Annotated in this window: 12 protein-coding genes; 4 read left to right on the forward strand and 8 right to left on the reverse strand. The window is 68.4% G+C overall.

The features are described 5' to 3' along the window. Positions 1 to 2: 2 nt before the first annotated feature. Positions 3 to 1,877, forward strand: a complete 1,875-nt coding sequence (gene uvrC / locus PVW49_RS07640; RefSeq protein ID WP_074836995.1) for an excinuclease ABC subunit UvrC — start codon at positions 3 to 5, stop codon at positions 1,875 to 1,877. Positions 1,878 to 2,004: 127 nt separating this feature from the next. Here uvrC and gph read toward each other — a convergent pair whose 3' ends face one another. From gph to PVW49_RS07665, 5 genes are all read right to left on the reverse strand, one after another. Further along, positions 2,005 to 2,658 carry a phosphoglycolate phosphatase gene (gene gph / locus PVW49_RS07645; RefSeq protein WP_274590258.1) on the reverse strand — a complete coding sequence of 218 codons (654 nt, stop codon included), beginning with the start codon at positions 2,656 to 2,658 and terminating at the stop codon, positions 2,005 to 2,007. Further along, a complete protein-coding gene (gene rpe / locus PVW49_RS07650; RefSeq protein ID WP_274565816.1) occupies positions 2,655 to 3,332 on the reverse strand; it encodes a ribulose-phosphate 3-epimerase in 678 nt (225 codons plus the stop codon). Before rpe ends, gph begins: the two co-directional genes overlap by 4 nt. A gap of 76 nt (positions 3,333 to 3,408) precedes the next feature. Further along, positions 3,409 to 4,410, reverse strand: coding sequence for a P1 family peptidase (locus PVW49_RS07655; RefSeq protein WP_274590259.1), 1,002 nt, complete (start codon positions 4,408 to 4,410; stop codon positions 3,409 to 3,411). Continuing rightward, positions 4,407 to 5,147, reverse strand: a complete 741-nt coding sequence (locus tag PVW49_RS07660) for an SDR family oxidoreductase (protein WP_274590260.1) — start codon at positions 5,145 to 5,147, stop codon at positions 4,407 to 4,409. Before PVW49_RS07660 ends, PVW49_RS07655 begins: the two co-directional genes overlap by 4 nt. A gap of 16 nt (positions 5,148 to 5,163) precedes the next feature. Beyond that, entirely contained in the window at positions 5,164 to 6,609 is a 1,446-nt protein-coding gene (locus tag PVW49_RS07665; RefSeq protein WP_074836998.1) for an aldehyde dehydrogenase family protein, read from the reverse strand. Between the two features lie 182 nt (positions 6,610 to 6,791). Between PVW49_RS07665 and panB the strand changes: the two genes are divergently transcribed. Together panB and panC are read left to right on the forward strand one after the other, a co-directional pair. Then, positions 6,792 to 7,625, forward strand: a complete 834-nt coding sequence (panB, locus tag PVW49_RS07670; RefSeq protein WP_048529490.1) for a 3-methyl-2-oxobutanoate hydroxymethyltransferase — start codon at positions 6,792 to 6,794, stop codon at positions 7,623 to 7,625. Further along, positions 7,622 to 8,476 (forward strand): pantoate--beta-alanine ligase, encoded by an 855-nt coding sequence (gene panC, locus PVW49_RS07675; RefSeq protein ID WP_274590261.1) that lies wholly within the window; start codon positions 7,622 to 7,624, stop codon positions 8,474 to 8,476. The genes panB and panC overlap by 4 nt, the downstream gene beginning before the upstream one ends. A gap of 135 nt (positions 8,477 to 8,611) precedes the next feature. Here the strand turns inward: panC and PVW49_RS07680 are convergent, their stop codons facing one another. The 3 genes from PVW49_RS07680 to PVW49_RS07690 all read right to left on the reverse strand — a co-directional run bounded on the left by PVW49_RS07680 (position 8,612) and on the right by PVW49_RS07690 (position 11,518). Then, positions 8,612 to 8,959 (reverse strand): hypothetical protein, encoded by a 348-nt coding sequence (locus PVW49_RS07680; RefSeq protein ID WP_274565810.1) that lies wholly within the window; start codon positions 8,957 to 8,959, stop codon positions 8,612 to 8,614. 85 nt (positions 8,960 to 9,044) lie between these two features. Then, positions 9,045 to 10,331, reverse strand: coding sequence for an acetylornithine deacetylase/succinyl-diaminopimelate desuccinylase family protein (locus PVW49_RS07685; protein WP_274590262.1), 1,287 nt, complete (start codon positions 10,329 to 10,331; stop codon positions 9,045 to 9,047). A 200-nt stretch (positions 10,332 to 10,531) separates the two neighbouring features. Continuing rightward, positions 10,532 to 11,518: a DUF2125 domain-containing protein gene (locus PVW49_RS07690; protein ID WP_274590263.1), complete on the reverse strand. Its 987-nt coding sequence runs from the start codon at positions 11,516 to 11,518 to the stop codon at positions 10,532 to 10,534. A 74-nt stretch (positions 11,519 to 11,592) separates the two neighbouring features. Between PVW49_RS07690 and PVW49_RS07695 the strand changes: the two genes are divergently transcribed. Next, entirely contained in the window at positions 11,593 to 12,123 is a 531-nt protein-coding gene (locus PVW49_RS07695; protein WP_048529498.1) for a gamma-glutamylcyclotransferase, read from the forward strand. The last annotated feature ends 8 nt before the right edge of the window (positions 12,124 to 12,131 follow it).

Raw genomic sequence — 12,131 nt, forward strand, 5'->3', positions numbered from 1 at the left:
CAATGACGGAATTGCCAGAGGGGCGGGCTGCCCCGGACCTGACCGGCCACGCCTGTATTCAGGCTTATCTCAAGACGTTGGACAGTTCGCCCGGCGTGTATCGGATGCTGGATGCCAAGAACGCCGTGCTTTACGTCGGCAAGGCGCGCAACCTGCGGGCGCGGGTGTCGAACTATGCCCGGCCGGCCGGGCACAGCCCGCGCATCGCCCGGATGATCCGCGATACCGCCTCGATGATGTTCCTGACGACGCGGACCGAAACCGAGGCGCTGCTGCTCGAACAGAACCTGATCAAGCAGCTCAAGCCCAAGTACAACGTGCTGCTGCGCGACGACAAATCCTTTCCCAATATCCAGGTGACCAATCACGCCTATCCGATGATTCGCAAGCATCGCGGCGCCAAGAAGGAGAAGGGGGCCTATTACGGCCCCTTTGCCAGCGCCGGCGCGGTCAATCGCACGCTGAGCCAGTTGCAGAAGGTGTTTCAGCTGCGCAATTGCGCCGACACGATGTTCGAAGGCCGGACCCGACCCTGCCTGCTGCACCAGATCAAACGCTGCTCGGCGCCCTGCGTCGGCAAGATCTCGGAAGCGGATTATGCCGAGAGCGTGCGCGATGCCGAACGCTTCCTGTCGGGCCGGTCGACCAAGATACAGGAAAAGCTGGCCGGCGAGATGCAGGCGGCCTCGGAGGCGATGGAATTCGAGCGCGCCGCCAGCCTGCGCGACCGCATCCGCGCCCTGACCCAGGTGCAGACCGCGCAGGGCATCAACCCGCGCACGGTGGACGAGGCAGACCTGATCGCGCTGCACCTGGAGAACGGCCAGGCCTGCGTGCAGGTGTTTTTCATCCGCGCCGGGCAGAACTGGGGCAACCGCGACTTCTATCCCCGGGTCGGCGAGGATGTGGAGGCGGCCGAGGTGCTCGAGGCCTTTGTCGGCCAGTTCTACGACAGCAAGGAGCCGCCGAAGCAGCTGATCCTGAGCCATGCCATCGAGAACGCCGACCTGATGGTCGAGGCGCTGGGCCAGAAGGCCGGGCGCAAGGTCTCGTTGCTGGTGCCCCAGCGCGGCGAAAAGGCCGAGCTGATCGAGAGCGCCACCCGCAACGCCCGCGAGAGCCTGGGCCGCAAGATGGCCGAGACGGCGACCCAGGCCAAGCTGTTGCGGGGTGTGGCCGAAGCCTTCGGGCTCGACCGTCCGCCGGCTCGGATCGAGGTCTATGACAACAGCCACATCCAGGGCGCCCATGCGGTGGGGGCGATGATCGTGGCGGGGCCCGAGGGCTTCATGAAGAGCCATTATCGCAAGTTCAACATCCGTGGCGACGACCTGACGCCGGGGGATGACTTCGGCATGATGAAGGAGGTGCTCACTCGGCGCTTCAAGCGGCTGCTGAAGGAGGACCCGGAGCGCGAGAAAGGGCTCTGGCCCGACCTGCTTCTGATCGACGGCGGTGCCGGCCAGGTCTCGGCGGTGGCCGAGATCATGCGCGAATACGGCGTCGAGGATATTCCGATGGTCGGCGTCGCCAAGGGCATCGACCGCGATCAGGGCAAGGAGGAGTTCCACCGGGTCGGCCAGCGGGTGATGGCGCTGCGCCGCAATGACCCGGTGCTCTATTTCATCCAGCGCCTGCGCGACGAGGCGCACCGCTTTGCCATTGGCACCCACCGGGCGAAACGATCGAAGGCGGTCGGGGCGACGCCGCTGGACGAGATCGCCGGCGTCGGCGCGGCGCGCAAGCGAGCGTTGTTGGCGCATTTCGGCTCGGCCAAGGCGGTGAGCCGGGCCAACCTGGTGGACCTCAAGGCGGTGGACGGCGTGTCGGAGGCGCTGGCGGAGAAGATCTACGCCTTCTTTCACGAGAACGGCTAGCGGCTCTCTCGCGGGGCGCTGGCGCGCGCCGGCCTGTCTCCGTTCACGCCACGGAGGCGTTGGGGGCGCTGCCCCCAAACCCCCACTTCAAACCGGGGGCTCTGCCCCCAGACCCCCGGCGGTATTTTCAAAGAGAAGAAGACCGGGTTGCGATGAGATTCGGCAGGTCGGCGAAGCTGGAGAAGCTGGCGGTATGGGACAAGTCTTCGACCGCGGACTTGCGGTAGCCTTCGGTGAACAACAGGAAGGGAATGCCGGCCGCCTCGGCGGTTTCGGCATCGGTTTCGCTGTCGCCGACGTAGAGCGCGGTCCCGGAGCCGTCGAGGGCGGCATGCAGCATCGCGGGATCGGGTTTGCGGGTGGGCAGGCTGTCGCCGCCGATCACCCGGTCGAAGAGCAGCGTCAGGCCGGTGTCGGCAAGGCATTTCAGTGTCGCCGCATGCGGTTTGTTGGTGCAAATCGCAAGGCTGTGGCCCTCGTCCCTGAGCACCGCCAAAGCGGCGCGGACGCCGGGATAAAGCGCGCTCGCCGGGGTTTCGACACGGGTGTAGAGCGCGAGGATCTCGTCGTGCAGCGGGTCTGTGTCGGCCTCGGGCAGGCGCAGTTCCCGGGCGACCTGACGGACCAGCGCGGGCAGGCCCTTGCCGACAAAGCCCTGTACCGTCCGTTGCGTCAGCGGGCCGGTCCCGCGGGTGGCCAGCGCCGTGTTCACGCAATCGGCGATCTGGGGCACGCTGTCGATCAGCGTGCCGTCGAGATCGAAGGCGATGGTCAGGCTCATGCCAGGCTGTCGCGGATGGCCTGCATGTTGCGGCCGTAGACCTCGGGGGCCTCGACCGAGCCGCCCTTGAACACCGCCGAGCCGGCGACCAGCACGTCGGCACCGGCCGCGACCACCAGCGGCGCGGTGTTCGGGTCGACGCCGCCGTCGATCTGGATATGCACCTCGCGGTCGCCGATCATCTCGCGCACCTTGCGGACCTTGGCGGTCAGGTCGATGAACTTCTGCCCGCCGAAGCCGGGGTTGACGGTCATCACCAGCACCATGTCCGCGAGGTCGAGCACATCGGCCACCGCTTCGGCCGGGGTGCCGGGGTTGAGCGCGACACCGGCCTGCATGCCGGTCGCCTTGATCGCCTGAAGCGTGCGGTGGATATGCGGCCCGGCCTCGACATGGGCGGTGAGCATGTCGGCGCCGGCTTCGGCATAGGCCTCGATATAGGGATCGACCGGGGCGATCATCAGATGCACGTCCATGAAGGTCTTTACATGCGGTCGGAACGCCTTCACCGCCGGGGGGCCGAAAGTAAGGTTGGGCACGAAATGCCCGTCCATCACGTCGACATGCACCCAATCGGCGCCCTGATCCTCGATGGCGCGGATCTCCGCCCCGAAGTTGGCGAAATCGGCGGAAAGGATCGACGGGGCGATCTTGACGGAACGGTCGAAGGGCATGGGCATCTCCTGGCGGTTTGCCGCCTCATAAGCCGCGCCGGCCGCAAGGTCCAGCGATCCGGGCGCCGGCCGGGCTTCAGCCCGGCCCCCCCGAAGACCAGCAGGGCATCGTGTCCTCCGGCGCCGGGGTGGCGTGAAACACCGCCCGCGCGATTGCCCGGCTGAGGCAGGTGGCGGCTGCGTGGCAGATCTCGATCATCTGCCAGTCCGGCGCGGTCATCTCCACCGCGCCGGTGGCGGCGGCAAAGACTAGGTCGCCGTCCATCGGCGTATGGGCCGGCACCACCGCCCGCGCGATGCCGTCATGCGCCGCCACCGCCATGCGCCGGGCCTGCGCCTTGGTAAGCCGGGCGTCGGTGGCGACCACGGCGATGGTGGTATTGGCGCCTGGGGCCAGCGCCGCGAGCTTGCGGCTCTGCGCCAGGTCGAGGTGTTGCGGCGCGGGATCGGGGCCCAGACCGCCGAATTCGCGGCCCAGTTCGAAAGGCGCAGCCCAGAAATGACCTGTGCCGGGGGTGGTGACGCTGCCCACCGGGTTGGCGGCGACCAGCGCCCCGACGGTGATCTCGCCGCGCCGGAGCGAGGCCGAGCCGAGACCGCCCTTGAGCATTGCCGTGGTGGCGCCGGTGCCGGCGCCGGCAGTGCCGAGGGCGAAATCCTCGGCGGCATTGGCCAGGGCGCTGCGGCCGAGCGCGGGATAGGGGTTGGCCGCCCAGGCCTTGTCGCCGCCGTTGAGCAGGTCAAAGAGGATCGCCGCCGGCACGATCGGCACCCGGGCGGGGCCGACGGCAAAGCCGCGGCCCTGTTCGGCCAGCGCGTCCATCACGCCCTGCGCCGCCGCAAGGCCGAAGGCCGATCCGCCGGAGAGCACCAGCGCATCCACCGCCGGCGCCATCTTGTCGGGTTCCAGGAGATCGGTCTCGCGCGTGCCGGGGGCGCCGCCCATGACCGCGACCGAGGCCACGAACGGCGCCGCGCCCACCAGCACCGTGGTGCCGGATTTCAGCGTCGCGTCCTCGGCATTGCCGACGCGCAGACCGGCGATATCGGTGATCAGGTTGCGGGGGCCGGGGGTCATATGCAGCGGCCTCCGTCGACTTCCATGCAGACCCCGGTGACAAGGCTGGCCTCGTCAGAGCAGAGATAGCAGGCGGCGCCGGCGATGTCCTCGGGCGTCGAAAAGCGGCCCAGCGGGATGGTGGCGAGGAACTGGGCCCGTTGTTCGGGCGTGTCCTCGCCCATGAAAGAGGCCAGCAGCGGGGTGTCGCCCGCCACCGGATTGACGGCGTTGACGCGGATGCCATGTGGCGCCAGCTCGATCGCCATGGCGCGGGTGGCGGTGGTCATCCAGCCCTTCGAGGCGTTGTACCAGTTCAGGTTCGGCCGGGGCGAGACAGCGGCGGTGGAGGCGATGTTGAGGATCACGCCCGACCCGCGCGCCTTCATCAGCGGCACCACGGCGCGGGCGGCAAGATAGACCGATTTGCAGTTCACCGCGAAGACCCGGTCGAACTCGGCTTCCTCGATCTCCTCCATCGGGGCCGGCATATGGGTGACGCCGGCGTTGTTGACCAGGATGTCGATCTCGCCCATGGCCGCGCGGGCCTCGGCCACCATCCGCGCCATGCTGCCGCCGTCGGAGACATCCACATGTGCCGCGCGACCGCCAATCTCGCGGGCCTGCGCCTCGGCGGCCTCGTGATTGATATCGGCGAGCAGGACCAGCGCGCCCTCGGCGGCAAATTTCCGCGCGATGCCGGCGCCAAAGCCCGATCCCGCGCCGGTCACGATGGCGCGTTTGTCCTTCAATCTCATGCTCTCTCTGCCTCCCTCAGCCATGATAGGCCGCCACGGTCTTGAGCGTTGAAAAGCCGTATAGCGCCTCGAAGCCCTTTTCCCGGCCGTGGCCGGATCTGCCGGTGCCGCCAAAGGGCAGTTCCACCCCGCCGCCGGCGCCGTAATTGTTGAGGAAGACCTGGCCCGAACGCAGCCCCCGCGCCAGCCGCATCTGCCGCGCGCCGTCCCGGGTCCAGACACCGGCCACCAGGCCGTAATCGGTGCCATTGGCAATCCGCAGCGCCTCTTCCTCGGTGTCGAAGGGAATGATCACCTGCACCGGGCCGAAAATCTCCTGCTGGGCCAGCGGGTGGTCCGGCGGCACCCTGTCGAGCAATGTCGGCGCGGTGAAATAGCCCGGGCCCTCGGGCACCTCGGCCCGGGCCGCCATGGCGAGCCCCTGCGACTGGTCCAGAAAGCAAGCGACAAGGCCTTGCTGGCGGGCGCTGATCAGCGGGCCGACATCGAGATCCTCGAGCGCCGGGCCGACCCGCAGGGCGGCGTAGCGCGCGGCCATCCGGTCGCGCAGCGCGGCATGCACCTCGCGCTGCACCAGCACCCGCGACGCGGCCGAGCAGGTCTGGCCGGCATTCTGGATGCCGGCGCCGACGAGAAAGGGCAGGGCGGCGTCGAGATCGGCATCGGCAAAGACCAGTTGCGGCGACTTGCCGCCCAGTTCCAGCGTTACCGGCACGACATGTTTCGCCGCCAGCGCCTGCACTGTCGCGCCGGTGGCGACCGAGCCGGTAAAGCTCAGGTGGTTGATGCCCGGATGGCCGGCCAGCGCCGCACCGGCCTCGGCGCCGAGGCCCGGCACCACGTTGAGCGCGCCCTTCGGCAGCCCGGCCTCTTCGGCCAGCCAGGCAAAGGCCAGCGCGGTCAGACAGGCCTCTTCCGCCGGTTTCAGCACGCAGGCATTGCCCGCCGCCAGCGCCGCGCCGACGGATCGGCCGATGATCTGCATCGGGTAGTTCCAGGGCACGATATGGCCGGTCACCCCATGCGGCTCGCGCAGGGTATAGACGGTGTAGCCATCGAGATAGGGCAGGGTTTGGCCGTGCAGCTTGTCGGCGGCGCCGCCGTAGAATTCGCAGTAGCGCGCCAGCGCCACCGCATCGTTGCGCGCCTGGGTCAGCGGCTTGCCGACGTCGCGCGCCTCGAGCTCGGCAAGCCAGTCGACACGCGCGCGGATCAGCCCGGCCAGGCGCGTCAGGATGCGGCCGCGCTCTGCCGCGGGCATCCGGCCCCAGCCGCCATCGCGGGCAGCCTGCGCGGCCGTGACGGCGGCGTCGATATCTTCGGGGCCGCCGCGGGCGATGCGGGCCAGATCGCTGGCGTCCGACGGGTCGATCAGCGCGAGCGTCGCGCCGCCCTGCGCCGCGCGCCAGCCGCCGCCGATCAGCACCAGCGACGGATCGAACGGCAGATCCGTGAGCGTCATCCGAGCCTCCTCTTGCTTTGCCCCACGATCCGTCAGCGGTTCGCGGACCGCAAGCCACGATTTATCCTTGCGTCACGGCGCCCGCTTCGGCCACGATCTTGCGCGGCAAAGTGCGGTGGTCACTGGATTCCCCCGATGGCCGCTGTTACATCGGGGCAACGCGAAGCAACCGGAGGCCCGCCATGAGCGCGACCGCCCGCCAGAAAGCCCTCATGCCCAGTGAAATCCGGGCGATGAAGGGCGGCACACCGATCGTATCCCTCACCGCCTATACGACGCCGATGGCGCAGATGATGGACGCGCATTGCGATTTCGTCCTTGTCGGTGACAGCGTCGCCATGGTGCAGCACGGGCTCGCCTCGACGCTTTCGGCGACGATGGAGATGATGATTCTGCACGGCCAGGCCGTGGCGCGCGGGCTCGAGACCGCGATGATGGTGGTCGACCTGCCGTTCCGCAGCTTCGAAGAAAGCCCCGAGCAGGCGTTCCGCAATGCTGCGCGGATGATGGCCGAGACCGGCGCCGGAGCGATCAAGCTCGAGGGTGGCGAACATATGGCCGAGACCATCCACTTTCTCACCCGGCGCGGCATCCCGGTGATGGCGCATGTGGGCCTCACGCCACAGGCCATCCATACGCTGGGCGGCTACAAGGTGCAGGGCCGCGGGGCTGGGGCCGAGCAGATCCTCGCCGATGCGCGCGCCGTGTCCGACGCCGGCGCCTTTGCAGTGGTTCTGGAAAAGGTCACCGAGAGCCTGGCCGACCGGATCACCGCCGAAGTGCCGATCCCCACCATCGGCATCGGCGCCTCGGCGGGCTGCGACGGCCAGGTGCTCGTGGTCGACGACATGCTGGGGCTGTTCACCGCCTTCAAGCCGAAATTTGTCAAACGCTATGGCCAGCTCGGCCAGGACGGCGCGGCTGCGATTGCCGCCTATGCCGCCGATGTGCGCGCCCGCGCCTTTCCGGCGGCCGAACATGTCTTTGCCGACGAAGCGCCGGGAAAAGCCTCGTGAGCGTGCCGATCATTCGCGAGCCCGCGGCGCTGCGGGCGATGACCGCCGGGTGGCGGCGCGCCGGCGAGGCGATCGGCGTGGTGCCCACCATGGGCGCGCTGCACGACGGCCATCTCAGCCTTGTAGCGGCGGCGAAACAGCGGGCCGACCGGGTGATCGTGACGATCTTTGTCAATCCAAAGCAGTTCAACAATCCCGACGACCTCAAGAACTATCCCCGCACCGAAGAGGAGGACGCCCGCAAGCTCGAGCGCTTCGGGGTCGATGCGATCTGGGCGCCGGAGGGCGACATCATGTATCCGCCGGGGTTTTCGACCAATGTGTCGGTGGCCGGGCTGACCGGCGTGCTCTGCGGCGCCTATCGGCCGGGGCATTTCGATGGCGTGGCGACGGTGGTGACCAAGCTCTTTCGTCAGACCGCGGCCGATTTCGCCTTTTTCGGCGAGAAGGATTTTCAACAGCTTCAGGTCGTCCGCCGGCTGTCGCGCGATCTTGATCTCGGGGTCGAGGTGGTGGGTTGTCCGACGATCCGCGAGATCGACGGGTTGGCGATGTCGTCGCGCAACCTGCTGCTTTCGGATCGGGCCCGGGTCAAGGCGCCGCGCCTGCATGAGGTGATGGAAGAGATCGCCGCCGGGCTGGCTGCGGGCCGGCCGATGCCGGAGCTGGTGCCGCCGGCGCTGCTGGCGCTGGAAAAGGCGGATTTCCTCAAGGTCGACTACCTCGAACTGCGCAGCTGCGACACGCTCGCGCTGCTCGAGTCCCCGCGCGAGCCGGCCCGGCTCTTTGCCGCCGCCTATCTCGCCGGGGTGCGCCTGATCGACAATATCGATATCCCGGTGCGTGGCTGACGCTGCCTCGGCCGGCGGCGAGCCGACCGCGGGCGCGCGCCGATATCCGGCTTGAGGCTTGGTTTGCCGCCGGCGGCCAGGCCGCACCGGTGTCGCGCGGGCAAGCGGCCGGGCACCGGGGCGCCCGGCGCGGCTTCATGCCCGGGCCTCCGTTTCTCCCGGCAGTCGGGCGAGGGCGGCGACGAGGAAGGCCGCGGCCAGGGTGATCGTGATGATGATCGGCCAGCTTGTCAGGAACCAGCCGGCCACGCCGGTCAGCACCTCGGCAAGCAAGGCAAAGGCCGAGGCCGGCCCCTGTGAGGGGTGGTGCGGAAAGAGCGCGACATAAGCGGCCAGCAGTGCCGCGGCGGCACTGCCCAGCGCGGTGAGCAGCGCGCCCAGGGTGCCGTCCCCTCCGGTCGGCGTGCCGAAATAGAGCCGGAGCGAGATTGCGAAGGCCCCGAGCCCGAGCAGGACGGAGAGGGCCAGAAAAATGCGGGTCATCGAACACCTCGGATGCTTGCGGTAATCCAGGAAAAAACGCATGGCAGCCGTCGAAGGTTCCGGCCGGTTCCGGGGTGTCGCGAGGTCAGTCGGTCAGCAAAAGCGCGGCCAAGGACAGCGCCATGACCTGCGCGCTCTGGACCATGTCGTCGATGCCGACCCATTCGTCGGGCTTGTGCGCCAGTTCCAGAACGCCGGGTCCATAGGCGATGCAGTTTTTCAGTCGGCCGATGCGGTCGATATGCTTCTGATCGTAGGTGCCGGGCGAGGCGACATATTCCGGCGCCTTGCCCATGACCTCGCGGATCGCCTGCGCCACCGTTGTGACAACCGGCGCCTCGCGGTCGGTCATCGAGGGGGCGACATGGTTGATCTCCTGCAACCGGTAGTCGAACCTCGCGCGGGTCGCCTTCAAATCGTCGAGCAGCGCGCGGACCTCGCCGGCGACGCCGGCATGGGTCTCTTCGGCAAGATAGCGCCGGTCGATCACCACGCGGCAGCTGTCGGGCACGCAATAGGCGGGCAGGCCGGTGTAATCGTCGGGCGGCTCGAGTTCGCCGCCGTGGATCGAATTGATGTTCATCGTCGATTGCCGCGCGCCTTCGGGCACCACCGGCATGTCGGTGCGCCGTTGCGCCATGGCGGGGTAGAGCCGGCTCTCGAAGGCATCGATCACCGCCCCCATGTGGCGCACCGCGCAATCGCCGAGAAAGGGCATGGCGCCATGGGCGATCTCGCCTCTGGTTTCGATCTCGGCCCACCAGGCGCCGCGATGGCCCAGGCAGATCCGGTCCTTGTTGAGTGGCTCGGGGATGATGACATGCTGCACGCGCTCGGGTGCAAAAAATCCCTGTTCGGCGAGATAGGCGACGCCGCCATAGCCGCCGGATTCCTCGTCGGCGGTGCCAGAGATCTCGACCGCGCCGTGAAAGTCGGGGCAGAGATCGACAAAGACCTCGGCCGCGAGGATCGCCGCCGCCAGCCCGCCCTTCATGTCACAGGCACCGCGGCCGTAGATCCGACCTTCCTTCACCTCGCCGCCGAAAGGATCGACCGTCCATCCTTGGCCGACCTCGACCACATCGGTATGCGAGTTGAAATGCACGCAGGGCCCGGTGTGCCGGCCCTCGCGGCGGGCCATGACGTTCCAGCGCGGGTATCGGTCGCTGTCGCCCGGGGCGCCGGTCGCGCGGATCATCTGGATGTCAAAACCGCGTTTTTCCAGGCGCCGGCCGAGAAACTCGCAGATTTCCCGATAGTTGGCGCCGGGCGGGTTCAGCGTGGGAATGCGGATCAGCGCCTGCGTCAGCGCGATCAGATCGTCGCGCCGGGCGGTGAGTTCGTCTTTCAGGCGGTTGGTGATGGCGGTCATGGGCGCAGTCTCGCGTTTGGGACCGCGGGGCGCAAGGGCATGGTTGGCCGGGGCGGTCGGGAGGACGCGGGTTTCCGCGATGTGCCCGGTTTCGGGCATCCTCCGGTGACGCGCGGTTCGATGTCCCGCAAGGGGGGCGCCCCGGGCATGATCCGGCCGCTCCTCGGGCCGCGAGGTCCCGGGTCGAGCCCGGGACGGGGTCAACGCAGGAGGAACCTCGGGGCGTCACCCACCGGCACCGGGCCAAGCCAGATCGCGCCCTCCTCGAGCCGCAGCGTCAGATCGAGCGAGCGGCGACCACCGGAGAGCCCGGCCATCAGCGTCAGTGTCGCCTCGACCCCGTCGGCCAGCACATCCGCGACCTGCCCGGAGGCGCGGGCCACCGCGAGCATCTCCTGCCAGTTCTGCGCCTGCACATGCACATCGCCGGTGGCGCGGCCTTCTCCATCGATCTCGAGATCGCCGGTCAACCGGAGCGCCATCGGACCCCATTCCAGCGCCGCTTCGCGGACCGCGATCCGGGTCGGCTGCGGCCGCGCCTCGGCCGAGGTCAGCGTCCAGGGCGCGTCAAAGCCCAGTTGCGCCGCAATCCGCGCCTCGGAAAAGGTTTGCGGCAGGGCGCCGCCGGTGGCCTGGTTGAGCCCGCGCGGCAGGGCCAGCCCCTCGGCGGTCAGCGCCACGTCATAGCTGGCCGCGTCCACCCGGGTGCCGGCCAGGCGCAGCTGCGCCAGCGCCGTGGTCGCGCCGTCGGTGCCGGTGATGTTGAGCACATCGGCCACCAGGGTGCCCCGTGTCAGCGCGTGGTCCTCGCCCTCGGTCACCAGGCTGGCCTGCATCTGCTCGCTGGTGACGTGCAGCGGGCCGTCGGGCGTCACGATCACCTGGTGGCGGGGCCAGGCGGCAATCGCGTGATGGCGGTTGTAGCTCAGCAGAAAGAGCTGAAAGAACGGCGCTTCCCAGCCCAGCCCGCTTTCGGGGTCCAGGATGCGCAGATCGGTCCAGGTGGTGTCGTGGCGGTTGGGAAAGCCGCGCACCTTCATCTCGGCATACCCGGCCTCCCAGCCATCGTCGCGGCGCTCGGCGAACCAGCGCTGGTAGCCGGCCATGAGGCTCTGTTTGCCCCAGAGCCAATAGCCCGACCAGGCCAGGGCGGCGACGAGTATCACAAAGGCGAGACGTTTCATCATGGGCTTTCTCCGCGCGTGGGCTTTCGCCTCTTGCGGCAATGCTTTACTGGCAGAAGGCGGAAAGGAAAAGCATGATGGCACTCTGGGTCTTCGGATACGGCTCGCTCCTGTGGAACCCCGGCTTTGCGGTGGCGGAAAGCCGCCTTGCCTCGCTTGAGCATTATCACCGCAGTTTTTGCATGCATTCGATCCATCATCGCGGCACCGAAGCGGCGCCGGGCCTGGTTCTGGCACTCGACGAGGCGCCGGGCGCGATCTGCGACGGGGTGGCGCTGCGGGCCGAGCCGGGCACCGAGGACGACACGCTGGCCTATCTGCGCGACCGCGAGCTGGTGTCTTCGGCCTATGTCGAACGGCATGTGATGCTGGGGCTGGAGGATGGCCGCCAGGTCGAGGCGCTGGCCTATGTCATCAACCGCGATCACTGGCAGTACTGCCGCGACATCCCGCTCGAGGACCAGGCGCAGATCATTGCGCAGGCGGTGGGCGGCCGGGGGCCGAATACCGAATATCTCTGGAACACCGCGCAACATCTGACCGAACTGGGCATCGAGGATGCAGATTTGCAATGGTTGGCCGACCGGGTCCGTGACATTTGCCGATAACGCCTTGG

This window comes from Marinovum sp. PR37, assembly GCF_028807375.1.
Lineage (GTDB): Bacteria > Pseudomonadota > Alphaproteobacteria > Rhodobacterales > Rhodobacteraceae > Marinovum > Marinovum algicola.